This window comes from Pseudomonas sp. Irchel s3f7 (assembly GCF_900187615.1).
In the GTDB taxonomy this organism is placed as follows: Bacteria; Pseudomonadota; Gammaproteobacteria; order Pseudomonadales; family Pseudomonadaceae; genus Aquipseudomonas.
In genome coordinates this window covers 15,714-41,046 of record NZ_FYDO01000016.1, presented here as the reverse complement: position 1 = coordinate 41,046, position 25,333 = coordinate 15,714, and the positions used below count along the sequence as shown (strand labels likewise).

General features: G+C 59.4%; 23 protein-coding genes. 7 read left to right on the top strand and 16 right to left on the bottom strand.

Annotation, left to right across the window (positions count from 1 at the left end):
* Positions 1-5: 5 nt before the first annotated feature.
* The 3 genes from lepA to lptF form a co-directional block, all read right to left on the bottom strand.
* Positions 6-1,805, bottom strand: coding sequence for a translation elongation factor 4 (gene lepA, locus CKW19_RS15415; protein ID WP_095058610.1), 1,800 nt, complete (start codon positions 1,803-1,805; stop codon positions 6-8).
* 171 nt (positions 1,806-1,976) lie between these two features.
* Positions 1,977-3,038: an LPS export ABC transporter permease LptG gene (gene lptG, locus CKW19_RS15410; protein WP_095058609.1), complete on the bottom strand. Its 1,062-nt coding sequence runs from the start codon at positions 3,036-3,038 to the stop codon at positions 1,977-1,979.
* A complete protein-coding gene (lptF, locus tag CKW19_RS15405) occupies positions 3,031-4,149 on the bottom strand; it encodes an LPS export ABC transporter permease LptF (protein ID WP_095058608.1) in 1,119 nt (372 codons plus the stop codon). Before lptF ends, lptG begins: the two co-directional genes overlap by 8 nt.
* A gap of 415 nt (positions 4,150-4,564) precedes the next feature.
* Here lptF and CKW19_RS15400 point away from each other — a divergent pair, with 415 nt between their 5' ends.
* The 3 genes from CKW19_RS15400 to CKW19_RS15390 are packed head-to-tail and all read left to right on the top strand — an operon-like array spanning position 4,565 to position 6,943.
* Positions 4,565-6,055, top strand: coding sequence for a leucyl aminopeptidase (locus CKW19_RS15400; RefSeq protein ID WP_095058607.1), 1,491 nt, complete (start codon positions 4,565-4,567; stop codon positions 6,053-6,055).
* Positions 6,056-6,113: 58 nt separating this feature from the next.
* Positions 6,114-6,542 carry a DNA polymerase III subunit chi gene (locus tag CKW19_RS15395; RefSeq protein WP_095058606.1) on the top strand — a complete coding sequence of 143 codons (429 nt, stop codon included), beginning with the start codon at positions 6,114-6,116 and terminating at the stop codon, positions 6,540-6,542.
* An 8-nt stretch (positions 6,543-6,550) separates the two neighbouring features.
* The gene (locus CKW19_RS15390) at positions 6,551-6,943 is read left to right on the top strand and encodes a DNA polymerase III subunit chi (RefSeq protein ID WP_095058605.1); all 393 of its coding nucleotides are present in this window, start codon (positions 6,551-6,553) and stop codon (positions 6,941-6,943) included.
* Positions 6,944-7,086: 143 nt separating this feature from the next.
* Here the strand turns inward: CKW19_RS15390 and CKW19_RS15385 are convergent, their stop codons facing one another.
* Positions 7,087-7,854 carry a sulfite exporter TauE/SafE family protein gene (locus CKW19_RS15385; RefSeq protein WP_095058604.1) on the bottom strand — a complete coding sequence of 256 codons (768 nt, stop codon included), beginning with the start codon at positions 7,852-7,854 and terminating at the stop codon, positions 7,087-7,089.
* A gap of 99 nt (positions 7,855-7,953) precedes the next feature.
* Here CKW19_RS15385 and CKW19_RS15380 point away from each other — a divergent pair, with 99 nt between their 5' ends.
* The 3 genes from CKW19_RS15380 to CKW19_RS15370 are packed head-to-tail and all read left to right on the top strand — an operon-like array spanning position 7,954 to position 11,091.
* Complete coding sequence (locus tag CKW19_RS15380; protein WP_095058603.1) at positions 7,954-8,844, top strand: LysR family transcriptional regulator; 891 nt, start codon at positions 7,954-7,956, stop codon at positions 8,842-8,844.
* A 42-nt stretch (positions 8,845-8,886) separates the two neighbouring features.
* Positions 8,887-10,266, top strand: a complete 1,380-nt coding sequence (gene xseA, locus CKW19_RS15375; protein ID WP_095058602.1) for an exodeoxyribonuclease VII large subunit — start codon at positions 8,887-8,889, stop codon at positions 10,264-10,266.
* 3 nt (positions 10,267-10,269) lie between these two features.
* Positions 10,270-11,091, top strand: coding sequence for a M23 family metallopeptidase (locus CKW19_RS15370; RefSeq protein ID WP_095058601.1), 822 nt, complete (start codon positions 10,270-10,272; stop codon positions 11,089-11,091).
* An 86-nt stretch (positions 11,092-11,177) separates the two neighbouring features.
* Here CKW19_RS15370 and CKW19_RS15365 read toward each other — a convergent pair whose 3' ends face one another.
* Positions 11,178-11,534 carry a hypothetical protein gene (locus CKW19_RS15365; protein ID WP_095058600.1) on the bottom strand — a complete coding sequence of 119 codons (357 nt, stop codon included), beginning with the start codon at positions 11,532-11,534 and terminating at the stop codon, positions 11,178-11,180.
* A 388-nt stretch (positions 11,535-11,922) separates the two neighbouring features.
* Between CKW19_RS15365 and leuA the strand changes: the two genes are divergently transcribed.
* Positions 11,923-13,602: a 2-isopropylmalate synthase gene (gene leuA, locus CKW19_RS15355; RefSeq protein ID WP_095058599.1), complete on the top strand. Its 1,680-nt coding sequence runs from the start codon at positions 11,923-11,925 to the stop codon at positions 13,600-13,602.
* Positions 13,603-13,746: 144 nt separating this feature from the next.
* Here the strand turns inward: leuA and CKW19_RS15350 are convergent, their stop codons facing one another.
* From CKW19_RS15350 to ndk, 11 genes are all read right to left on the bottom strand, one after another.
* Positions 13,747-14,538 carry an amidohydrolase gene (locus CKW19_RS15350; protein ID WP_095058598.1) on the bottom strand — a complete coding sequence of 264 codons (792 nt, stop codon included), beginning with the start codon at positions 14,536-14,538 and terminating at the stop codon, positions 13,747-13,749.
* Entirely contained in the window at positions 14,526-15,674 is a 1,149-nt protein-coding gene (locus CKW19_RS15345; protein WP_095058597.1) for a pyridoxal phosphate-dependent aminotransferase, read from the bottom strand. Before CKW19_RS15345 ends, CKW19_RS15350 begins: the two co-directional genes overlap by 13 nt.
* 210 nt (positions 15,675-15,884) lie before the next feature.
* The gene (gene der / locus CKW19_RS15340) at positions 15,885-17,354 is read right to left on the bottom strand and encodes a ribosome biogenesis GTPase Der (RefSeq protein ID WP_095058596.1); all 1,470 of its coding nucleotides are present in this window, start codon (positions 17,352-17,354) and stop codon (positions 15,885-15,887) included.
* Between the two features lie 236 nt (positions 17,355-17,590).
* Positions 17,591-18,742: an outer membrane protein assembly factor BamB gene (bamB, locus tag CKW19_RS15335; RefSeq protein ID WP_095058595.1), complete on the bottom strand. Its 1,152-nt coding sequence runs from the start codon at positions 18,740-18,742 to the stop codon at positions 17,591-17,593.
* Positions 18,735-19,376: a tetratricopeptide repeat protein gene (locus CKW19_RS15330; protein ID WP_095058594.1), complete on the bottom strand. Its 642-nt coding sequence runs from the start codon at positions 19,374-19,376 to the stop codon at positions 18,735-18,737. Before CKW19_RS15330 ends, bamB begins: the two co-directional genes overlap by 8 nt.
* Before the next feature lie 42 nt (positions 19,377-19,418).
* Complete coding sequence (gene hisS, locus CKW19_RS15325; RefSeq protein ID WP_095058593.1) at positions 19,419-20,708, bottom strand: histidine--tRNA ligase; 1,290 nt, start codon at positions 20,706-20,708, stop codon at positions 19,419-19,421.
* Between the two features lie 37 nt (positions 20,709-20,745).
* On the bottom strand, positions 20,746-21,855 hold the full coding sequence (gene ispG / locus CKW19_RS15320; protein WP_095058592.1) for a flavodoxin-dependent (E)-4-hydroxy-3-methylbut-2-enyl-diphosphate synthase: 1,110 nt from the start codon (positions 21,853-21,855) through the stop codon (positions 20,746-20,748).
* 3 nt (positions 21,856-21,858) lie between these two features.
* Positions 21,859-22,878 carry a RodZ family helix-turn-helix domain-containing protein gene (locus CKW19_RS15315; protein WP_095058591.1) on the bottom strand — a complete coding sequence of 340 codons (1,020 nt, stop codon included), beginning with the start codon at positions 22,876-22,878 and terminating at the stop codon, positions 21,859-21,861.
* Complete coding sequence (pilW, locus tag CKW19_RS15310) at positions 22,878-23,636, bottom strand: type IV pilus biogenesis/stability protein PilW (protein ID WP_095058590.1); 759 nt, start codon at positions 23,634-23,636, stop codon at positions 22,878-22,880. The genes CKW19_RS15315 and pilW overlap by 1 nt, the downstream gene beginning before the upstream one ends.
* Positions 23,637-23,652: 16 nt before the next feature.
* Positions 23,653-24,798: a 23S rRNA (adenine(2503)-C(2))-methyltransferase RlmN gene (gene rlmN / locus CKW19_RS15305; RefSeq protein WP_095058589.1), complete on the bottom strand. Its 1,146-nt coding sequence runs from the start codon at positions 24,796-24,798 to the stop codon at positions 23,653-23,655.
* A 28-nt stretch (positions 24,799-24,826) separates the two neighbouring features.
* Positions 24,827-25,252: a nucleoside-diphosphate kinase gene (gene ndk / locus CKW19_RS15300; protein ID WP_007916882.1), complete on the bottom strand. Its 426-nt coding sequence runs from the start codon at positions 25,250-25,252 to the stop codon at positions 24,827-24,829.
* Positions 25,253-25,333: the final 81 nt, after the last annotated feature.

Below are 25,333 nucleotides of genomic sequence, written 5' to 3'. Positions count from 1 at the left end.
AGGACCTAACTATCCAACCTGAGCACGGCAAGGAAGGCTTCTTGTGGAATTTCCACGTTACCGACCTGCTTCATGCGTTTTTTACCGGCCTTTTGCTTTTCCAGCAGTTTCTTCTTACGGCTGACGTCACCACCGTAGCATTTGGCCAATACGTTCTTTCTGAGCGCCTTGACGGTTGTACGCGCCACAATCTGCCCGCCAATGGCGGCCTGGATTGCCACGTCGAACATCTGCCGCGGAATCAGTTCTTTCATCTTCTCGGTCAGTTGGCGACCTTTGTAGTGCGAGTTGTCACGGTGCACGATCAGCGCCAGGGCATCGACCTTGTCACCGTTGATCAGCACGTCCAGTTTCACCAGACTAGCCGATTGATAACGATCGAAATGGTAGTCCAGCGAAGCATAGCCGCGGCTGGTGGATTTCAGACGGTCGAAGAAGTCCAGGACCACTTCGTTCATCGGCAGGTCGTAGGTCACTTGTACCTGAGTGCCGAGGAACAGCATGTCGACCTGTACACCACGTTTTTCGATGCACAGGGTAATGACGTTACCCAGGTGCTCTTGCGGCACAAGAATGTTGGCGCGCACGATCGGCTCGCGCATGTCTTCGATGGAAGACAGGTCCGGCAGCTTGGACGGGTTATCGACGTAGATCGTCTCGCCGGTCTTGAGCAGCAGCTCGAAGATTACCGTCGGCGCCGTGGTGATCAGGTCCAGGTTGTACTCGCGCTCCAGGCGCTCCTGGATGATTTCCATGTGCAGCATGCCGAGGAAACCGCAACGGAAGCCGAAGCCCAGTGCGTCGGAGCTTTCCGGCGTGTATTGCAGCGACGAGTCGTTCAGGGTGAGCTTTTGCAGCGCTTCACGGAAGTCTTCGAAGTCGTCGGAGCTGACCGGGAACAGACCGGCATACACCTGCGGCTGAATGCGTTTGAAGCCTGGCAGCACGTCCACGTCTGGCGTGGTGTTCAAGGTCAGGGTGTCGCCCACTGGCGCACCGTGAATGTCCTTGATGCTGGCGATGATGAAGCCCACTTCACCGGCCTTGAGGTCAGCGGTAGGGGTGTGCTTCGGGTTGAATACACCGACGCTGTCCACCAGGTGGATCTTGCCGGTGGATTTGACCAGGATCTTGTCACCCTTCTTCACGCGGCCATGGCGAACGCGCACCAGGGACACAACGCCCAGGTAGTTGTCGAACCAGGAGTCGATGATCAACGCTTGCAGCGGATCTTCGTAGTTGCCGGTCGGTGCTGGAATGGTGGCGACCAGACGCTCGAGCACTTCATCGACGCCCAGACCGGTCTTGGCAGAGCACGTGACCGCGTCAGTGGCATCGATGCCGATGATTTTTTCGATTTCTTCTTTGACGCGGTCCGGATCGGCCTGTGGCAGGTCGATCTTGTTCAGCACCGGCATCACTTCCAGGCCCTGCTCGATGGCCGTGTAGCAGTTGGCAACCGACTGTGCTTCAACGCCTTGACCGGCGTCGACCACCAGCAGCGCGCCCTCACAGGCAGCCAGCGAACGGCTCACCTCATAGGTGAAGTCAACGTGGCCGGGGGTATCAATGAAGTTCAACTGGTAGTTGATGCCGTCTTTGGCCTTGTAATACAGAGTAACGCTGTGAGCCTTGATGGTGATCCCGCGCTCGCGCTCGAGGTCCATGGAGTCCAGAACCTGGGCTTCCATTTCGCGCTCGGCGAGGCCGCCACACATCTGGATGAAGCGATCGGCCAGCGTCGACTTGCCATGGTCAATGTGGGCGATGATGGAGAAATTGCGGATATGACTCAAATCACTCACGGATCAACACTCAAAAAGGCTGCAGGCATAGCCCGCCGAAAAATAGCCGGGAATTGTACCTGATCCACGGCGCAAGCGTCACGTTCGCAGGTCAGACGGCACGTACAAAAACGCCCCGGCCTTGCGACCGGGGCGTTTCTTTGTCATCAAACGCGGGGTTTTACCCTGCCATCATCCGGCGCGTCGTAGTAACCAGAGCCCCGCCAGGGCACAGACACCGGCCGGCAGCAGTACGGAAAACAGCGGCGGGAACCCGAATACCAGGCTCGAAGGCCCCAACAGATCCTGGACGATGCGGAAGGTGAAGCCCACCAGCACGCCGGTGAAGACCCGCTGACCGAGGGTCACCGAGCGCAAGGGTCCGAAAATGAAGGAAATCGCCATCAGCACGAGCGCGGCAGTGACCAACGGCTGCAACACCTTGACCCAAAACGCCAGCCAGTAGCGACCATTGTTCAGCCCCTGATCCGCCAGATAGTGGATGTAACTCCACAGACCACTGATCGACAGCGACTCCGGCGTCATGACCACGGTATTGAGCAATTGCGGGCTCAACGCCACATCCCAACGCTCGACCGGTGTAGACACCACTTCGGTGTTCTTTTCATGGAACAGCGTGGTGCTGACGTCCGACAGCTGCCAGTGATCCGTGTCGAACTCCGCACGCCTGGCGAAGCTCGCCGACAACATGTGCCGCTCGTTATCGAAGCGATAACGGGTCACGCCGTACAGAACACCGTTGGGTTGGACCGAGTTGACATGGATGAACTCGTCACCCTGACGGTGCCACAAGCCGTGTTTGGCGCTTTGTGAGTCGCCACTGCCCTGAGCCAGCGAGCGGTTGGCCTGGGCAATGGATTCAGAGGCCGGGGCGACATACTCGCCGACCAGCACACCCGCCAGCATCAGCACCAGCATCGGCTTCATCACCGCCCAGACGATTCGGCCAATCGACACGCCAGCGGCGCGCATGATGGTCAATTCGCTGTTGCTGGCCAGGCTGCCAAGGCCGATCAGGCAACCGATCAGAGCCGCCATCGGCAGCATGTCGTACAGACGACGCGGTGCGGTCAGCAACACATAGCTCAGCACATCGAGCAGCGTATAGGTGTCGCTGACGTCACTCATTTCATCAATGAACGCAAACAGCGTGGCCAGGCCCAGGATGATCCCGAGCACTGCGAGAATCGCCATGAACACACTGATACCGATGTAGCGATCCAGCTTAACCACGGGCCACCTCCAGCTTGCTGCGGCGACTCGCCATCTTCAAGCGCAAGGGCTCCCAGTAAAGCAGGCCCAGGCCAATGACCAGGAAGATCCCGTGAACCCACCATAAACCCAGCGCTGGTGGAATCTTGCCTTTTTCGAGGGCGCCGCGGGCGGCAATCAGGATGGACAGATAAGCCATGTAAAGAAGAATCGCCGGCAGCAGCTTGAGGAATCGGCCCTGGCGCGGATTGACCCGCGACAGCGGCACCGCCATCAAGGTCACGATGAACACCAGCAATGGCAGGGACAAACGCCATTGCAGCTCGGTGCGCGAACGAATGTCATCGCTGCCCAGCAAGGTGGCCGTGGTCATGGCATCGCGGTCGGTGACTTCGTCGCTGACATCAGGCTTGGGCAGCAACACACCGTACTCGTCGTACTTGATCGCCCGGTAGTCGGCCTGCCCCGGATTACCGTCATAGCGATAGCCGTTATCGAGGATCAGGTAGCGGTTGCCGTCGGGGCGGATCTCTTGACGACCCTTTTCAGCCACCAATACGGAGATCCCGCGGTCCTTTTTGTCTGAATTGAGGTTTTTCTGGGAAATGAACACTCCGCCCAGATTGACGCGATTATCCGACAGCTGTTCGGTATACGTCACTCGGGTACCGTCGCGCAGGGCCTGGAAACGGCCGGGTTCCAGGGTATCGAACTCGGTCAGTGCATCCTGCTTGTTCAGCAGCAATTGAAATTGATTGGCGCCCTGTGGGGCCAGGCTCAGGCTCAACCAGGCAACGATCAACGCCACCAGTGTCGCCGGGAAAAGGGTCATGCAAAACAGGCGCTGCTGGCTCATGCCAGTGGCCGACAGGACGGTCATTTCGCTCTCAAGATAAAGGCGACCGTAGGAGAGCAGGATCCCCAGAAACAGCCCCAGCGGCAAAATCAGCTGGAGAAAGCCCGGCATGCGAAAACCCATGATCAGGAACAACGAGCCCGGATCGAGTTGACCCGCAGCTGCCTGGGCAAGGTATTTGATGAAGCGGCCGCTCATGATGATGACCAGCAGCACGGCGCTGACGGCGCTCAAGGTCAAGAGGACTTCGCGGGACAGATAACGGAAGACAATCAAACCAGACACTCCAGGGTTGTCAGGCTAAGGCGGCCAAACAAGCAAACGTATCAGACAGCCCGCAAGGCAGGAGCCGCCGAAAAAGATGGCGCATTATCCTGTGATTGGGTGCGCCTGTCACTGCGCAATGCATTGAAGCACCTTGTAGTAGCGAGCTTGCTCGCGATGCTCGTCAACGATAACGCGACAACCCAGAAACCCCACAGCGGTCCGGGGCTCCTCGCGAGCAAGCTCGCTCCTGCTGTGGCCTGCAAACCATGAAGATCGCACAACCGAGGGTTGTCAGGCGCCGGTAGCGAGGTTCAAACTGCGGCCTTTGTCGCCGATCGACCTGGCGTCTTTCTCTTTATAGGCAAGTGGGCGCACATACGGTGTCGGGCACTTGCGAGATCACCATCAATTCAGGGAACCGGACATGGAACTGGTTGTAAAAAGCGTAAACCCGGAAACGTTGAAGACCGCCACGCTGGTGGTTGCCGTCAGCGAAGGCCGCAAGCTCGGCGCCGTGGCCAAACAACTCGATGAATTGAGCGGTGGCGCGATCAGCACCGTACTCAAGCGCGGCGATCTGGCCGGTAAAGTTGGCCAGAGCCTGATGCTGCACAGCCTGCCGAACCTCAAGGCCGACCGCGTGCTGCTGGTGGGCGTGGGCAAGGACGACGAACTGGGTGATCGCCCGTTCCGTAAAATCATCGCCGGCATCCTCAACACCCTCAAAGGCCTGGGCGGAAGCGACGCGGTACTGGCGCTCGACGAAGTCGTGGTCAAAGGTCGCGACAGCTACGGCAAGACCCGCCTGCTGGCTGAAACCCTGGTAGATGGCGAATACACGTTCGATCAGTTCAAAAGCCAGAAAGCCGAACCCCTCGCGCTGAAGAAAATCACCCTGCTGACCATCAAGGCCGCTCAGGCTGAAGTGCAGCGCGCCGTGACTCACGCTACCGCGATCGCTAACGGCATGGCCTTCACCCGCAACCTGGGCAACCTACCGCCTAACATCTGCCACCCGACCTTCCTCGGCGAGCAGGCGAAAGACCTGGGCAAAGAGTTCAAGGATCTGAAAGTCGAAGTCCTCGACGAGAAGAAGATCAAGGCTCTGGGCATGGGCTCGTTCTACGCGGTCGGCCAGGGCAGCGCTCAACCGCCGCGCCTGATCGTCATGCAGTACAACGGCGGCAAGAAATCCGAGAAGCCGTACGCACTGGTCGGCAAAGGCATCACCTTCGACACTGGCGGCATCAGCCTGAAGCCGGGCGCCGGCATGGATGAAATGAAGTACGACATGGGCGGCGCGGCCAGCGTGTTCGGTACCCTGCGTGCCGTGCTTGAGCTGAATCTGCCGATCAACCTGGTGTGCATTTTGGCCTGTGCCGAAAACATGCCGAGCGGCAACGCTGCACGCCCGGGTGACATCGTCACCACCATGAGCGGCCAGACCGTGGAAATCCTCAACACCGACGCCGAAGGCCGCCTGGTGCTGTGCGACGCCCTGACCTACGCCGAGCGCTTCAAGCCGCAAGCGGTGATCGACATCGCCACCCTGACCGGCGCCTGCATCGTTGCACTGGGCTCGCACACCTCGGGCTTGCTGGGCAACAACGACGAACTGATCGGCCAACTGCTGAGCGCCGGCAAAGCTGCTGACGACCGTGCCTGGCAACTGCCGCTGTTCGATGAGTACCAGGAGCAACTGGACAGCCCGTTCGCCGACATCGCCAACATCGGCGGCCCGAAAGCCGGCACCATCACCGCTGCCTGCTTCCTGTCGCGCTTCACCAAGAACCTGAACTGGGCGCATCTGGACATCGCCGGTACCGCATGGATCAGCGGCGGCAAGGACAAGGGCGCCACTGGCCGTCCGGTCCCCCTGCTGACCCAGTACCTGCTGGACCGCGCCAAAGCCTGAAATCAATGATCCAGGGGGCGTTGCTTTCGGGCAACGCCGCCCCGGCTCAGGAACCGCAATGACCAAAGTCGACTTCTATATCCTGCCCAGCGCCGACCCTTCGGCACGCCTGGATTTCGCCTGCAAGCTCACCGAAAAAGCCTGGCGCATGGGCCACCGCGTTTACCTGCATTGCAGCGATGCGACCCAGCGCGATGACCTCGATGCACGCCTGTGGACCTTCAAGGGCGAAAGCTTCGTGCCCCACGGTCCCGCCGAAAATGAACCGGACGGCTTGATCGTGCTGGGTTTTGGCGATGACTGCGGTCAGCATCAAGACTTGCTGGTCAACCTCGACCTGAAAGTCCCGGCCTTCGCCCCGCGTTTCGCCCGCGTGGCGGAAGTGGTGGTGGAAGACCCGACAATTCGCCAGGCCGCGCGGGAGAGTTTTCGTTTCTACCGCGAACAAGGCTATCCTCTGCAAGACCACCGTTTACAGCGACTCTGAGCATTCCGATGGACACTCCAAAACCGCTGCAACCGTCTCACCTGCTGGACGACCTTGAGTCGATCCGCCAGTTGCTCGGCGACGAAAACCTGCAACCACCACTGCTGACCGAAACGGTCGAGGACGACGACCAGGAACAGATTCCCATGTTGTTCGACGCCGTCAGCGAACCCGCACCGAGCGTCGCACCGCCAGCCCCGGCACCCGTTGCCGAACCGGCACCTGCGCCAGTGGCCAGCAAGAACCCGGACGATTTGCTGCACCTGGACAGCGAACTGCGCGCCGCCGCAGAGCTGATCATGCAAGACGTGATCGACGACTTCGCCCCGCACATCGAAACCGAAATCAAACGACGCCTCAGTGCGCGACTGGAACGGCTGTTGAGTCAGTACAACGACTGACGCCCTGCCCCGTCGATCGAACCGCTCTCTTGCGAACCGCAAACTCTGTAGGAGCCCGGCTTGCCGGCGATGAGGCCCTTGAGGACGCTATCGCCGGCAAGCCGGACTTCTACAGAGCGGCGCGAGACATCGCCGTTATCTGTTCAGGTGCTCAAGTAGCGCCCAATCAGGGCTATCCCGCTGGCCAACACCAACCACGTCACCAACCGCACGAATGCCTCTCGGGACAACCTCATGGTCAGCCGCCGCCCGACCCACAGCCCCAACGCCATGGCCGGCAACAGACACAATGCCAGCGCCAGCAGTGGCAAATCCGCGTAGACCCCGGCGATAGCAAACAGGCTCAATCGCACCACCGTGCTGCAGCTGATCAATGCACTCTGGGTCGCTCGCGCCGCCTCCTTGGACAAACGACTGTTCAGATAGATCGCATACAAAAACCCACCACTGCCGAACAACGCGCCAAACATCCCGCCCACGGTACCCATCGGCACTGCCCATGCTGCGGACAATTGCGTCGGCCGGCTTTTCACCCACAGGCTGTAGATCGCATAGGCGCTGATAAACAGCCCCATCAACAACAGCAACAGATCCGACTTGAGGTTCAGCAGAAAAACCACCCCCACGGTGCAGCCCACCGCCATACACGGCAGCAACCGCAGCAACTCCGGCCTGGCCACATCACGCCGCGAAGGCAGCAGATTGCCGAAAGCCGCGACGAAATCCAGCAACACCAGCAGCGGTACGATCTTCGACAGCGGCATAAACAGAATCAGAATCGGCCCCGCCACCAGCGCGGTGCCAAACCCGGCGATGCCAAATACGATGTAGGCCAAGGCAATGCCTGCACCAATCACCAGCCAGTCCATGGCGCCAAACGGCCATTGCCCCAGCAACGTCAATACGCTCATTGCAGCGTTCCTCTATTTAAGTTCGCTGACTTTAGCCATTGCCGAGGGTTGCGACTAATATCGTCAAAGCCACCCACCAATCTCAAAAAGGCATGCCTTGTGCTTTCAATCCGGCAACTGCGTTACTTCGTAGAAATCGCTGAGTGCGGCAGTTTTGGGGCCGCAGCCGAGCGCCTGTTCATCGCCCAGTCGGCGCTGAGTCGACAAATCAAGGACATGGAAGCGCACCTGCAAACCCCGCTCTTTGAACGTACTGCACGCAGGCCCCAGCTCACACCTGCGGGGGAAGCTTTTTTACCCCGAGCCAAAAATCTGTTGAGCGAACTGATCAAGGCCAGCGAAATGGCCACCAAGATCGGTAGTGGCCAAACCGGTACCTTACGCCTGAGTCATTCCAGCACGGTGCCCATGAGCGGCCGACTGCTACGCAGTGTCAGCGATTATCTTGAACATCATCCCGGTGTATCCATGGACATCGCCCAGTTGTCTTCCGAAGCGCAGCTGCAAGAATTGGCAGACGGTCGACTGGATGTCGGTCTATTGCGTTTGCCATTGCTCCGCCAGTGCGAAGGGATACAGATAGAGGTGCTTTACGATGAACCTTTGCTGGTGGCAGTTCCGCCCGATCACTGGTTGGCCGGGGACATACCCGGGCAGCCAATCAACCTGGGACAGTTGCGTGAAGAAGCGTTTATTTCCATCCCTCACCCCCAACGAGGAGGGCTTAGCTACCTGTCTGCGCAGTTGTGCATGCGCCAGGGCTTCTTCCCCAAAGCAGCTCGGGTGATGTCGCGTAAAACCACGCAACTGCAATTAATCCAGGCGGGATTTGGTATCGCCCTTTTGCCGGAATCGATGCAGGACATTGCGCCACCCGACGTCCATTTTCTGCCATTGGCAGACCCCGACAGCCATAGCAGCGTCGCCTTGGCATACCGCAAACACCCAACGACGCTGGTTCAACAGTTCATCGATCATTTGGTGATATAGGGATCGTGCATTCACTTGGAAAATGCCTTTAAACTGCGCCCCATGATTAAAGATCCCTTTGCAAGACTCGGCCTGGACCGCGAAGTCCTGACCGTCAGCCAGCTCAACGGCCGCGCGCGGGTGTTGCTCGAAGACGTGTTCAGCAACATCTGGGTCGAAGGCGAAATCTCCAACCTCGCCCGCCCGGCGTCCGGCCACGTGTATTTCACCCTCAAGGACAGCGGCGCCCAGGTGCGTTGCGCACTGTTTCGGCAAAACGCCGCGCGCGTGCGTCAGGCCTTGAAGGATGGCCTGGCGGTCAAGGTCCGAGGCAAAGTCTCGCTGTTCGAGGGGCGCGGCGATTATCAGCTGATCCTCGACACCGTAGAGCCGGCCGGCGATGGCGCCTTGCGCCTGGCCTTCGATGCGCTCAAGGAAAAACTCAGTGCCGAAGGCCTGTTCAGCGCCGAACGCAAAGTGCCGCTGCCGGCGCATCCGCAACGCATCGGCATCATCAGTTCGCCTACCGGCGCTGTGATCCGCGACATCATCAGCGTGTTTCGTCGCCGTGCGCCGCAAATACAGCTAACGCTGATCCCCACCGCCGTGCAGGGCCGCGAAGCCACCGCGCAGATTGTCCGCGCCTTGAAACTGGCGGATGCCCGCGGCTTCGATGCGTTGATCCTGGCCCGTGGCGGTGGTTCGCTGGAAGACCTCTGGTGCTTCAACGAAGAAGCGGTTGCCCGCGCCGTTGACGCCTGCGGAACACCGATCGTCAGCGCCGTCGGCCATGAAACCGACGTATCGATCAGTGACTTCGTCGCCGACGTTCGCGCCCCAACACCCTCCGCGGCCGCCGAACTGCTGGCACCGGATTCCAGCGACCTGGTACGCCGGGTCGAAAGCCTGCACCGCCGATTGGTGATGCGCATGCGCGACCGTTTGATGCGCGACCGGCTGCGACTGGAAGGCATCTCTCGACGTCTGCGCCACCCCGGCGAACGTTTGCGCCAGCAAGCGCAACGTCTGGACGACCTGGACATGCGCATGCGCCGCGCGTTCGAGCGCAGCCTCAACACGCGTCGTGAACGTTTGATCCGTCTGGAGACACGGCTGGCCGGGCAGCATCCGGGACGTCAACTGGCGATGCTGCGCCAGCGCCTCGACAGCCTGGCCGAACGCCTCCCCCGCGCCATCCGCGAAGGGCTGAAGAGTCGTCGCCTGCAACTGCACAGCCAGATGCAGACGTTGCATGTGGTCAGCCCGCTGGCGACTCTCGGCCGTGGCTACAGCATTTTGCTGGACGAGCGCGGCAAGGCGATCCGCAGCGCCGGGCAAACCCGCACCGGCCAGCGCCTGACCGCCAAACTGGGTGAAGGCGAACTGCAGGTCCGGGTCGAAGACAATCACCTGACGCCTGTCACCCTTTCTTTACTGGACTGATCCATGCCGCGCTTTTTAGCTCCACTGCTGTTGCTGTGCCTGACCTTCAACGCCCACGCCGACAGCTACATCACCCGCCTGCTGAACAAACCCGTGCCGGGCGGCGTGGCCGTGGTCGACCTGGGCGCTTCCGCCCAGGCGCCAAAAGCCAGCTATCAGGGCAAACCGGTGCTGGTGGTCAAGGAACAGAACAACTGGCTGGCCATTGTCGGCGTGCCGCTGACGGTCAAACCGGGCGCACAGTCCATCAGCAGCGGCGGTCGCAATCTGGGTTTCACTGTTGGCAACAAAAAATACCCGGAACAGCGCATCACGCTGAAGAACACGCAACAGGTCAATCCGGACCCGGAGAACCTCAAGCGCATCGAGCGTGAACTGGCTGAGCAGATCACCGCCTACCGCACATTCAGCCCGAACACGCCGAGCAACCTGCTGCTGGACAAACCCGTCGCCGGCCCGCTGTCGAGCAAGTTCGGCGTGCGCCGTTTCTTCAACGGTGAAGAGCGCAATCCTCATTCAGGCCTGGACTTTGCCGTGCCGGCCGGCACACCGATCAAAACCCCGGCTGCCGGTAAGGTGATCCTGATCGGCAACTACTTTTTCAACGGCAACACAGTGTTCGTCGACCACGGCCAGGGCTTCATCAGCATGTTCTGCCATATGTCGAAGATCGATGTGAAGGTCGGCCAGCAACTGGCTCGCGGCGGCGTGGTCGGCAAGGTCGGGGCGACTGGGCGAGCGACCGGGCCGCACATGCATTGGAATGTCAGCCTGAATGATGCACGGGTGGATCCGGCGATTTTTATTGGGGCGTTTCAGCCTTAAGCAAGATCAAAAGATCGCAGGCTGCGGTAGCTCAGGTGAACGCATTACCCTGTAGGAGCTGCCGCAGGCTGCGATCTTTTAGTGCCCTACTCAGCATCCAGATCCTCAATCCCATGAACCTCCCGGTCCGCCAGGCAGTGCCTGACCCATTCCTGGGTCTCCTGCGAGAAACCGCTCAACTCCTGCGTCGTAATCAACTCCCGCGCACATAGCCCAAGCAGATGCGAGCGGGCTTCATGGCGTGAAAACCGAAAGACGCCAAACGCCCAATACAACTCTTTCTGCCCGGCCTTCAGCAGCTCTTCGCTCGCGTCGATCCGCTCGTAGGGTGGGATGCTCTTGTCCAGCACGATCTTTTCGACGTCGGTCATGATGCGGGTGCACATTCGCTCATGGGCGACCGGGCGCAATTCGCAATATCGTTTCCAATCGGACTCGTTCATCACCGACTCCTGCTTGCCAACTGAGGCTTTAAGAATAGCCTCGCTACCCGGTCATGGTGCTTGAGGTTTCGATTGCGCATCGCTTAAACCTTGCGCAAACAAGACAAATATTTATGCAACAAAAAGCAATAAAATCTCGGAAAATACCCGTTCACGAGTATTCCTCTCAATTTTTTTCGACTGCTTGCCATCCTTCCCCCCCAAGGTTAGGGTTGAACGCATGAAAACTTCTCACACCCTCATTCAGCTTCGCCAGCACCGCAGCCTGTGCCTCGTCAGTGCACGACTGCCGGGCTGAATCGTGGTGCCTCGTCCCAAGCGTTAGTCCAAGAACTTTTGATCCACCGGCAGGCCGCCTTTTTTCGGCCCACACAATAAGGATTTCCCGATGAGCATGCTCAAAGACCCGTCTTCGAAATACCGCGCGTTCCCGACCATCGACATTCCGGACCGCACCTGGCCGTCGAAAACCATCACCGCCGCGCCGATCTGGTGCAGTTCCGACCTGCGTGACGGTAACCAGTCGCTGATCGAGCCGATGGACGCTGTCAAGAAGCTGCGCTTCTGGAAAACCCTCGTGCAGGTTGGCGTGAAGGAAATCGAAGCATCGTTCCCGGCCGCTTCGCAAACCGACTTCGACTTCGTCCGCACCCTGATCGAAGACAACCATATCCCGGAAGACACCACCATTCAGGTGCTGACCCAGGGCCGTGAAGACTTGATCGAGCGCACCTTCGAATCCCTGCGCGGCGCGAAGAAAGCCATCGTTCACCTGTACAACGCGACCTCTCCTTCCTTCCGCCGCATTGTCTTCAACCAGGACAAGGACGGGATCAAGGCCATCGCCGTGAACGCCGCCAAGCTGTTCGTCAAATACGCCGCCATGCAACCGGACACCGAGTGGACCTTCGAGTACTCGCCGGAAACCTTCAGCGCCACTGAGCTGGAGTTCGCCAAGGAAGTCTGCGACGCCGTGATCGAGGTCTGGAACCCGACGCCTGAGCACAAGATGATCCTCAACCTGCCGGCCACGGTGGAATGCGCGACCCCGAACATCTATGCCGACCAGATCGAATGGTTCGGCCGTCACATCAATCGTCGTGACAGCGTGATCATCAGCCTGCACACCCACAACGACCGTGGCACTGGCGTTGCCGCCACCGAGCTGGGCCTGATGGCCGGTGCCGACCGTGTCGAAGGCTGCCTGTTCGGCAACGGCGAGCGCACCGGTAACGTCGACCTCGTGACCGTGGCCCTGAACCTTTACACCCAGGGCGTTCACCCAGAACTGGACTTCTCCGACATCGACGGTGTGCGCAAAGTCGTCGAAGAGTGCAACCAGATCCAGGTGCACCCGCGTCATCCGTACGTCGGCGACCTGGTTCACACCGCGTTCTCCGGCTCGCACCAGGACGCAATCCGCAAAGGCTTCGCCCAGCAGAAACCCGATGCAATGTGGGAAGTGCCTTACCTGCCAATCGACCCGGCCGACATCGGTCGCAGCTACGAGGCGGTCATCCGCGTCAACAGCCAGTCGGGCAAGGGCGGTATCGCCTACCTGTTGGAACAGGAATACGGCATCAGCCTGCCACGTCGCATGCAGATCGAGTTCAGCCAGGTTGTACAGCGTGAAACCGATCGCTTGGGCCTGGAAATGACCGCCCAACAAATTCACGCGCTGCTGCACAGCGAGTACTTGCAGGCCAACACCCCGTACGCGCTGGTCAGCCATCGCCTGCAGGAAGAAAACGGCAACAGCGCCGTCGAAGTGGAAGTGGCCAGCAAAGGTCAAGGCGAAACCAACCTGCACTGGCGCGGCAAGGGTAACGGTGCTCTGGAAGCACTGGTAGCCGGCCTGCCGATTCCGGTGGAAATCATGGACTACAACGAGCACGCCATCGGCGCGGGCACCAATGCCAAGGCTGCGGCCTACATTGAGCTGCGTGTGAACGGTGAACGTGCGGTGCACGGTGTGGGTATCGATGAAAACATCACAACGGCCAGCTTCAAGGCGCTGTTCAGTGCCCTGAACCGTTCGCTGAGCCAGCCGGAAGCGAAAGCGGCCTAAGCGTCGCTGAAATGCAAAAGGCCCCAAGGTGCGAACCTTGGGGCCTTTTTTCATTCTGCTGTAGGAGCCGGCTTGCTGGCGATGCTGAGTTCTCGATGCATCTGTCAGGACGCAATCGCTGGCAAGCCAGCTCCTACAGAGTTATCAGGTGAACTCGAAGGTATCCGCATCCAGATTCGCCGGAAACCGTTTGCGATACGCCGCCAGCTCAGCCGCATCCAGCGTCACTTTGAACACCCCATCCGCCTCCCCCGCACTGAGCAATGTCTCACCCTGGAAATCCAGCACCTGACTGTCGCCGGTATAGGCAAAGCCCTTGCCATCAGTCCCGATGCGATTCACCGCCGCCACATAACACAGGTTTTCAATCGCCCGCGCCGGCAGCAAGCGGTTCCAGTGCTGACGACGTGCACCCGGCCAGTTAGCGGTGTAGAGCAACAGGTCGGTGTCCTGGGCATCGCGACTCCACACCGGGAAACGCAGGTCGTAGCAAATCAGCGGCCGTATCCGCCAGCCTTTCAACTCGAACTGAACCTGACGCTCGCCAGGGGTGTAATGGTTGTGCTCGCCAGCCATGCGGAACAGGTGGCGCTTGTCGTAGTGCAGCACCTCGCCATCCGGCCGAGCCCACAACAAGCGATTACGATGACTGCCATCAGCGGCCTGAACGATGATGCTACCGGTGATCACCGCATCAAGCTTCGCCGCCTGAACGCGCAACCATTTGCTGGTCGGCCCGTGTTCCGACTCCGCAAGGGTTTCGGACTCCATGGAGAACCCGGTGGTGAACATCTCCGGCAGAATGATCAGATCAGCGTCACGGGCCTGCTCCAGCAGCGGTACGAAATGTTCCAGATTGGCCTGGCGGTCGTGCCAGGCCAGGGACGTCTGGATCAGCGCCACGTTCAGATTGGGCAACGCACTCAGATCACGCATAGTTTTTCCGCTGCTTCACGCAGGGTCTCCTCGCGTTTGGCAAAGCACAGCCGTACCAGGCGCTGGCCGACTGGCGGCGATTGGTAGAACACCGAGATCGGGATGCTGGCCACGCCGTGTTCGCGGGTCATCCACAGCGCCATCTCGACGTCATTGAGGTCCGGGCGGATCTGCGAGTAATCGACCAGCTGGAAATAGGTGCCAGTCACCCGTTTGAAGCTGAAGCGCGACGGCGCCAGCAGATCGCAGAACAGGTCGCGCTTGGCCTGATAGAAGCCCGGCAGTTCTTCGACGTGTTCAGGATGCTCGGCCATGTAATCGGCCAAGGCGTATTGCAGCGGGGTCACGCCGCAGAAACTGACGTACTGGTGCACCTTGCGCAGCTCTGCCGTCAGGGCCGGTGGCGCGACGACGTAGCCGGTTTTCCAACCGGTGACGTGATAGGTCTTACCGAAGGAGCTGACCACGAAGGCACGCTGATACAGCTCTTCATGGGCCAGCACGCTGACGTGATGCACGCCGTCGTACACCAGGTGTTCGTAGACTTCGTCGCTGATGACATAAATGTCGCGATCGCGGATCAGTGCCGCCAACTGGTCCAGATCGGCTCTGCTGATCAGCGCGCCGCTGGGGTTGTGCGGGGTGTTGAGGATGATCATCCGCGTGCGCGGGCTCAACGCATCGGCGAGCTTCTGGAAGTCGATGCTGAAGTCGTTCACACCCAACTGCACATGCACGCAACGACCACCGGCCAGTTCTACCGAAGGCTCGTAACTGTCATAAGCCGGGTCAAACACGATGACTTCGTCACCGCTGTGGATAACTGCCTGAATGGCGCAAAAGATCGCCTGGGTCGCACCGGGGGTGACCGTCACTTCATGGTCGGCATCGACATTCACGCCATAGCTGCGGGCGATCTTCGTCGCAATCTGCTGACGCAACACCGGCAGGCCGGTCATCGGTGAATACTGGTTGTGGCCGCTGGCGATATGCCGACCGACCGCATCGCACAGGGCTCGCGGGGCGTCGAAATCGGGAAAGCCCTGGGACAAATTGAGCGCGCCGGTCTGAGCCGCGAGCTGAGACATCTGAGTGAAGATAGTGATGCCGACATTCGGCAGCTTACTGGTGATCATCGGTGATTCCCTGCTCTACACCCGGCTCTACGGCGGCACGGGAGAGCCCGAGGATAGCCCATCCGGCGCCCATAAAAAAAGGGCACTCTGGTGAGTACCCTTTTTACTGCCGAACCCTGTAGGAGCCGGCTTGCTGGCGATCCTATCACTGCGGTACTTCAGATGAACCGCGATGGTGCCATCGCCAGCAAGCCGGCTCCTACGCAAGCGTCAACGCTTGTCGCGGCGCTTCTTGTCGGCCTTCTTGTGGTGCGACATCAAGCGACGCTTCTTGTTGACCTGACGGTCGGTGAGCGAGTTCTTGTTGCCTTCGTACGGGTTCTCGCCACCCTTGAACTCGATGCGGATTGGCGTACCGACCAGCTTCAAGACACGCCGGTAAGTGTTTTCCAGGTAACGCACGTAAGACTTCGGCACCTTCTCGATCTGGTTACCGTGAATCACGATGATCGGCGGGTTCGCACCACCCAAGTGGGCGTAACGCAACTTGATCCGGCGGTTGTTGACCATCGGTGGCGCGTGCTCGCCAACCGCATCTTCCAGAATCTGGGTCAGGCGGTTGGTTGGCCAGCGGGTAACCGCCGACTTGAACGAGTTCTGTACGGACGCGTAGAGGTTGCCCACGCCGGTACCGTGCAGCGCCGAGATGAAGTGGATGTCGGCGTAATCAACGAAGAACAGTCGGCGTTGCAGCTCGACCTTCACGAAGTCGCGCTCGCTCGGCGTCATGCCGTCCCACTTGTTGATCGCGATGACCAGCGCACGACCCGACTCAATGGCAAAGCCCAACAGGTTGAGGTCGTGATCCACAACGCCTTCGCGGGCGTCCATCACGAAGATCACCACGTTGGCGTCTTTGATCGCTTGCAGGGTTTTGACCACGGAGAATTTTTCGACTTCTTCGTGGATCTTGCCGCGCTTGCGCACACCGGCGGTGTCGATCAGCGTGTACTTCTCTTCGTTACGCTCGAACGGGATGTAGATACTGTCGCGAGTGGTGCCGGGCTGGTCGTACACGATAACCCGGTCTTCACCGAGCATACGGTTGACCAGGGTCGACTTACCGACGTTCGGACGGCCGATGATGGCGATCTTGATCCCGTCTTTTTCGCTCGGGCCAGGAATGCGCTTGGCTTCCTCGCCTTCGGCAACGATCTCTTCTTCGCCGTCTTCCGGCTCTTCTTCGTCTTTCGGGAAATCGCTCAGGGCGATTTCCAGCATCTGAGTGATGCCACGACCATGAGCACCTGCGATCGGGATCGCGTGGCCCATGCCCAACGGGGCGAATTCGGCGCGGGCCATTTCAGGGTCGATGTTGTCGACCTTGTTGGCAACCACATAGGAACGCTTGTTACGTTTGCGCAAGTGCTCGGCGATCATCTGGTCGGCGGCGGTGAAACCGGCCTTGGCATCTACCAGGAACAGAACAACATCCGCTTCTTCAATGGCCAGCAGCGACTGCTCGGCCATTTTTTCGTCCATACCATGTTCATCACCGGAGATACCGCCGGTGTCGACCAGAATGTAGGAACGCCCTTGCCACTTGGCCTCACCGTATTGGCGATCACGGGTCAGACCGGACAAGTCACCAACGATGGCGTCACGAGTCCTGGTCAGGCGGTTGAACAAGGTGGACTTGCCGACGTTCGGTCGACCCACCAGGGCGATTACGGGAACCATGCGGCTCTCCACTTCGTTATTTCAGAAAATACAAAAGCCGCTGCTAGGCAGCGGCTGGTGCTCGGGGCAACACTGTGCGCTTGTCTGTGGGAGCGAGCCTGCTCGCGAAAAACGCGGGGGCACCGCGTTTATTCGGGACGCAAACGAATTCGTTAACGTCCATCGCGAGCAGGCTCGCTCTCACATTCATACCCACAAGTGAAGCAGCCTGGGGCGGTTAACCCCAAGCATAGTTCTTACTTGATGGTCAGGGCTTCCAGTTTGCCGCTGTTGCCATACACATAAATCGTGTCACCCACCACCAGCGGACGGGCACGCAGGCCGTCGCTGTCGATGCGTTCGCGGCCGACGAAACGGCCGTCCACTTGACTCAGCAAGTGCAGGTAACCTTCCAGGTCACCGACTGCAACATAGCTGGAGAACACTTCCGGAGCCGACAGTTGACGGCGAGCCAGCGAGTCGTTGGTCCACAAGGCTGTGGTGGAACGCTCGTCGACGCCTTCAACGGTGCCCGAAGACAGGCTCACGTAAACAGTGCCAAATCCCTGGGCGACACCGGCATAGCTGGAAGCATCACGCTGCCAGAGCTGGCGACCGCTTTCCAGGTCCAAAGCCGCAACGCGACCCTGGTAGCTGGCGACGTACAGCGTACCGCCGGAGAGCAACAAGCCGCCGTCGATATCGACCACACGCTCCAGCTCGGAACGACCTTGCGGGATGGCTACACGCTGCTCCCACACCGGTACGCCGTTGGAGATATCCACAGCGACCACTTTACCGGTCGACAGGCCAGCCACCGCGAGACGGTTGGTCACGATCGGCGCACTGGTACCACGCAGGGTCAGTACCGCAGGGGTGCTGTCATAGATCCAGCGACGGTTACCGGTGGCGGCATCCAGACCGATCAGACGGTCGTCCTGAGTCTGAACCACAACAACGTCACCGTTGTTGGCCGGTGGTGCGAGAACTTCGCTGGACACGCGAGCGCGCCATTTCTCTTCACCGTTGATGGCGTCCAGGGCAACAATTTCACCCTTGATCGTACCGATCGTCAGCAGACCGTAAGCGACGCCAACGGCACCGGAAACAGGCAGCTCAAGATCCTTCTTCCATTTCACGTCGCCGTTGCTGCGGTCCATGGCCATGACCACACCGGTAACGTCGGCGGCATAGATGGTATCGCCATCGATCGCCGGAACCAGCATGTTGTAGGACTCGCCCTGACCGTCACCGATCGAACGACTCCACTGCTTTTGCAAAACCACTTCTTCCTTGAAGTCGACCAGTTCGGCCGGCGGCAGTTCTTTTTTGCTGTTGCTGCTGCAACCCGCGGCCAACAGGGCCAGGGCCAGCAATGCTGCATGTTTCCAACGAATCACGTCACGCATCCCCTTTGGCCAGGTCGTCCAGCTTGATTTGTAGGCCACCGACCGCCGCTTCGTCCGACAGTGCCGCCTTGGCTTTTTGATACGCTGCGTTCGCTTCATCGGTACGGCCCAACTGCACCAGCAGGTCGCCCTTGAGTTCTTCGCGAGTGGCCAGGAACGCCTTGTCGGCATCGCCTTCCAGCAGTTTCAACGCTTCATCGGCCTTGTTCTGCGCACCGAGCACCTGAGCCAGGCGCTGGCGGGCGATTTCGCCCAATGCAGGGTTGGCCGGTTTGGCGATAATGGCTTTCAGCTCAGTGGCTGCGTCGTCCAGCTTGCCGCTGTCGACCGCAACCTTGGCCACGAACAGGCTGCCGTACTGCGCATAAGCGCTACCGGCGAACTCGGTGTTGAGTTTACCGGCCAGGTCCGCAACACGGGCTGCATCAGGCTTGCCGTCGGGCGTCAGTGTGGTTTCCAGCAATTGCTGATAGAGAATCGAGGCGCCTTGCGACTGATTGCTCTGATATTTGTGATACGCCTGCCAGCCGAATACGATGACCAGCGCCAACAGGCCGCCAGTAACCAGGGGCTTGCCGTTGCGCGACCACCAATCCTTCAGATCCGCCAAATTTTCGTCTTCGGTACTCGACACCCCAATACTCCTTAATCGCTAATTCGGCTGTTTAAGACAGCTTCAACCCTGCACGACGCAGGTGGCCAGGTGAGCGGCAAGCGCATCCCAGGCAATGCTTTGTTGTTCGCCCTGGCCACGCAGGGGTTTGAAACCTACCACTTGCTGGGCCATTTCGTCGTCACCGAGGATCAGCGCATACAGCGCACCGCTCTTGTCGGCTTTCTTGAATTGGCTTTTGAAACTGCCGGCGCCGGCATTCACTTGCAGACGCAGGTTGGGTAATTGATCACGTACACGTTCAGCCAGGGTCAGACCGGCCAACTCCGCTTCTTCCCCGAAAGCACAGAGATAGACGTCGACCTGACGGGAGATCTCTTGCGGGATCTGCTCCAGGGTTTCCAGCAGTAGCACCAGACGCTCGATGCCCATGGCGAAACCGACGCCAGCCGTAGGCTTGCCGCCCATCTGCTCGACCAGGCCATCGTAACGACCACCGGCACACACGGTGCCTTGGGCACCCAGTTTGTCGGTGACCCATTCGAAAACGGTCTTGCTGTAGTAATCGAGCCCGCGCACCAACTTCGGGTTGATCACGTAAGGAATGCCGGCAGCATCCAGACGAGCCTTGAGGCCTTCGAAGTGCAGACGGGATTCTTCGTCGAGGTAGTCGGCCATTTTCGGCGCGTCGACCAGAATCGCCTGTGTATCGGCGTTCTTGGTGTCCAGGACCCGAAGCGGGTTGGTCTTCAGACGGCGTTGGCTGTCTTCGTCCAGCTTGTCCAGGTGACCGGACAGGAACTCGACCAGCGCTTCACGGTAGCGGCCACGGGACTCACTGGTGCCCAGGCTGTTGAGCTCGAGCTTGACCGCGTCACGGATACCCAGCTCGCCCCACAGGCGCCAGGTCAGCACGATCAGCTCAGCATCGATGTCCGGACCGTCGAGGTTGAAGACTTCGACACCGATCTGGTGGAACTGGCGATAACGGCCTTTCTGCGGACGCTCGTGGCGGAACATCGGGCCGATGTACCACAACTTCTGCACCTGGCCACCGCCGGTGATGCCGTGCTCAAGCACCGCACGCACGCATGCCGCGGTGCCTTCAGGGCGCAGGGTCAGGGAGTCGCCGTTGCGGTCGTCGAAGGTGTACATCTCTTTTTCGACGATGTCGGTCACTTCACCGATGGAGCGCTTGAACAGCTCGGTGAACTCGACGATCGGCATGCGGATCTGCTTGTAACCGTAGTTATCGAGCAGGCGCGAAACGGTGCCTTCGAAATGACGCCACAGGGGAGTCTGATCGGGCAGGATGTCGTTCATGCCACGAATGGCTTGCAATGACTTGCTCACTTTAAATCCTTAAATTCGTTCGGCTCTTCAGTCAGGTTCAGCCGCGCGCGATAACGGCAGCGTCAGCTTCGACCTTTTCGGCCGCTTTCTGGCGGATCAAGCGTTCCAGCTCATCCACCAGATTGTCATTCGTCAGTTTCTGCGACGGCTTGCCGTCGATGTAAATCAGGTTCGGCGTGCCGCCGGTCAAGCCGATATGGGCTTCCTTGGCTTCACCCGGCCCGTTGACCACGCAACCGATGACCGCAACATCCAGCGGTACCAAAAGGTCTTCGAGGCGCCCTTCCAGCTCGTTCATGGTCTTGACCACATCGAAGTTCTGCCGCGAGCAGCTCGGGCAGGCAATGAAGTTGATGCCACGGGAACGCAGGTGCAGGGACTTGAGAATGTCGTAGCCGACTTTCACTTCCTCGACCGGGTCGGCCGCCAACGAGATGCGGATAGTATCGCCAATCCCCTCGGCGAGCAGCATACCGAGGCCCACGGCAGATTTCACCGTACCAGAACGCAAACCACCGGCTTCAGTGATGCCAAGGTGCAGCGGCTGGACAATTTCTTTGGCCAGCAATCGGTAGGCTTCGACGGCCATGAACACGTCGGAAGCCTTCACGCTGACCTTGAAGTCCTGGAAATTCAAGCGCTCAAGATGCTCGACATGACGCAGGGCCGACTCGACCAGCGCGGCCGGGGTTGGCTCGCCGTATTTCTTTTGCAGGTCTTTTTCCAGGGAGCCCGCGTTGACGCCGATGCGAATCGGGATCCCGCGATCACGGGCCGCATCAACCACTGCACGCACACGGTCTTCGCGACCGATGTTGCCCGGGTTGATGCGCAGGCAGTCAACGCCCAATTCGGCTACGCGCAATGCGATCCTGTAGTCGAAGTGGATGTCGGCAACCAAGGGCACCTTGACCTGTTGCTTGATCTTGCCGAAGGCTTCGGCGGCGTCCATGTCCGGCACCGAGATCCGCACGATATCGACACCGGCCGCTTCCAGACGATTGATCTGCGCAACGGTGGCCGCGACATCGTTGGTGTCGCTGTTGGTCATGCTCTGCACAGCGATAGGCGCATCGCCGCCAACAGGTACGTTACCGACCCAGATCTTGCGCGATTCGCGACGTTTGATTGGAGATTCGCCGTGCATGACTTATTGACCCAACTTCAGGCGAGCAGTCTCGCCACTGGTGAACGGAGCAACATCAACCGCCTGGCCGTTGTAGCTGATCTGTGCGCCACGGGCATAGCCCAGACGTACAGCAAACGGCGGCTTGCCGCTGACAGAAACGTTATCGCCTTTACGCTTGAGACCACTGAACAGCACTTTGCCGCTGCCGTCGGTCACCTGCGTCCAGCAGTCGGACGTGTACTGAATTTGAACCTGGCCCTGACCGGCAACAGGAGCAGTCGCGACAGGAGCGGGTGCGACCGGTGCAGCTGGGGCCGTCACAACCGGAGCCGGAACGGCAGGAGCCGCCGGGGCCGGGGTCACAGGAACTGGCACGGTGTTGTGTGCAATTGCAGGTGCAGCAGGTGCCGGCGCAGTCGGCGCGGCGGGTGCGGCTGCCGGGGTTTCAGCTGGCGCTTCGTCCGAGGTTTCGGCCTGTGGCAACGCCAAAGCCGTTTCGCCTTCAGCCTGACCTTCCGCGACAGCCTGGTCTTCCGGCTCGTCCAGCGGATGAATCTGCGTGGTGCCGTCGGCGCCTTCGACTTCAACGTGTTCCGGAGCCAGGCCGATCAGGTCCTTGGTGCGCAGCGAGGTTTGATCCTGCCACCAGACAAAACCACCGCCAATCACCGCGATCAGCAACAGCAGGCTGACGATTCGCAGAATGGTATGGGAAACACGGACCGGTTCTTCGATTCGCCCCAGGCTGTGGACGCTGCTGCCCTGGGAATCGGTACCGGTGGATTGGTCGAATTGCTGGACCAGAACGGTCTGGTCCATGCCGAGCAACTTGGCATAGGCGCGAATATAGCCGCGAGCAAAGGTATGCCCAGGCAGCTTGTCGAAGGCGCCGGCTTCCAGATTGCTCAGGGAAGTGGTGGTGAGGTTGAGCTTGAGGGCCACTTCGGCCAGCGACCAGCCATTGCTTTCGCGGGCCTGGCGCAAAGTCTCACCGGGGTTAACGCGATTCGCTGCTACAACTTCGGGATGCGCCGCTTTCATCATTGCTCCGACAGGTATTGCTGATATTCCGGCGTACCGGGATAGAGTCTTTTTAGTTGCAGGCCCTTGCTGGCGGCCTTGTCGCGATCTTCAAACACTTTCGCCAGCCGAATGCCGAGCAATAGACTACGTGCATTTTGCTCGGTGAGTTGGCTAAAACGGTCGTAATGGTCACGCGCGGGCACATAATGCCTGTCTTCGTAAGACAACTCAGCCATTTCCAGCAATGCGCGTGGCTGCTGGCGATTCAAGCGCAGTGCTTTTTCCAGCTGTTGTTGGGCCAAATCACGCTGCCCCAACATCGCCGCCGTCATGCCCAGGTTCTCGAACACCCGCGAGCGTTCAGGATACAGGGTATCGGCAGCAGCTTGTTCAAAGCGCTCGTAGGCGTCCTTGTAACGTTTTTGCTCGAACAGAAAACTGCCGTAATTGTTGAGGATTCGCGCATCGGCGGGACGGGAAGACAGCGCCTTGCGAAAATGCTGGTCAGCCAGCTCCGGCTCCATCTCGGCCTGGAACACCAGACCCAGCGCCGCGTTGGCGTCCGGGTCTGCGTCGTCCAGATCCAGCGCTTTCTTCAAGGGTACTTTCGCGCGCTCGGTCATGCCTTGCTGTAAATAACCGATACCCAGCTGCACGTATGCCTCTCGCGCTTCATCACGGCCCTTGCTGGTCTTCATCGGATTGTAATCACCCGAAAGCACGCAGCCAGCACACAGGCTGGCCAACAGCAAAAGCAGCGCAAAGCGCAGGGACATAGAGATCCTCTCTTGGTTACTTGTTCGCAGCGTCTTGTGCCATATCGTTTTCGGCGTTGAGTTCACGCACGGCGATATAACGTTCGCTGCGACGGGTGCGATCCAGCACCTGCCCTACCAGTTGGCCACACGCCGCGTCGATGTCTTCACCACGGGTGGTGCGGACGGTGACGTTGAAGCCGGCATGATGAAGCTGATCCTGGAACCGGCGGATGGCGTTGTTGCTCGGCCGCTCGTAACCGGAATGCGGGAACGGGTTGAACGGAATCAGGTTGATCTTGCACGGGATGTTCTTGAGCAACTCGATCATTTCAACGGCGTGCTCGACCTTGTCGTTCACGTCCTTGAGCAAGGTGTACTCGATGGTCAGCACGCGCTTCTCGCCCAAGGACGACATGTAGCGCTGGCACGACTCGAGCAGCATCTTAAGCGGATACTTCTTGTTGATCGGCACCAATTGGTTACGCAATGCGTCATTCGGTGCGTGCAGGGACAACGCCAGCGAGACGTCGATGTGCTTGGACAGCTCATCGATCATCGGCACCACGCCGGAGGTCGACAGGGTCACACGGCGCTTGGAAATGCCGTAGCCCAGGTCGTCCATCATCAGATGCATGGCCGCAATGACGTTATCGAAGTTCAGCAGCGGCTCACCCATGCCCATCATCACCACGTTGGTGATGGCACGGTCGACGGTTGCCGGGACGCTGCCAAAGGATTTGTTGGCAATCCACACCTGACCGATGACTTCGGCGGCGGTGAGGTTGCTGTTGAAGCCTTGCTTGCCGGTGGAGCAGAAACTGCAATCCAGGGCACAGCCTGCCTGGGACGAAACGCACAAGGTGCCGCGTTTGCCCTGGGGAATGTACACGGTCTCGACGCAGCTGCCGGACGCCACGCGCACCACCCACTTACGGGTGCCGTCGCTGGAGATGTCCTCGCTGACCACTTCCGGACCACGGACCTCAGCAACAGCCTTGAGCTTTTCGCGCAAGGCCTTGCTGACGTTCGTCATGGCATCGAAATCATCGACGCCAAAGTGGTGAATCCATTTCATTACCTGACCGGCACGGAAACGCTTCTCCCCGATTGAGTCGAAGAATTTTTCCATTTCCAGCTGAGTCAGACCCAGCAGGTTAATTTTTACAGTCGATGTAGTCATGGATTCACCTTCACTCTTAAGCCAATGCTTAGCGAGTGGTTACTTCAGTAGCTGCGAAGAAGTACGAGATTTCGCGAGCGGCAGCGGCTTCGGAGTCCGAACCGTGCACAGCGTTGGCGTCGATGGAATCAGCGAAGTCAGCGCGGATGGTGCCGGCAGCAGCTTCTTTAGGGTTGGTAGCGCCCATCAGCTCACGGTTCAGAGCGATAGCGTTTTCGCCTTCCAGAACCTGAACGACAACCGGACCGGAGATCATGAAAGCAACCAGGTCGCCGAAGAAACCACGAGCGCTGTGCTCAGCGTAGAAGCCTTCAGCTTCAGCTTTGGACAGTTGCTTCAGTTTCGAAGCTACAACGCGCAGGCCAGCTTTTTCGAAACGAGTGGTGATCTCGCCGATAACGTTTTTTGCAACAGCGTCAGGCTTGATGATGGAGAAAGTACGTTGAACAGCCATGGTGTAACTCCAGAAACGGTAATTTACGAAAAATTAAACCCGCGAATTATACGCGGGTTCTCGGGTATTGCCTAACCTGCG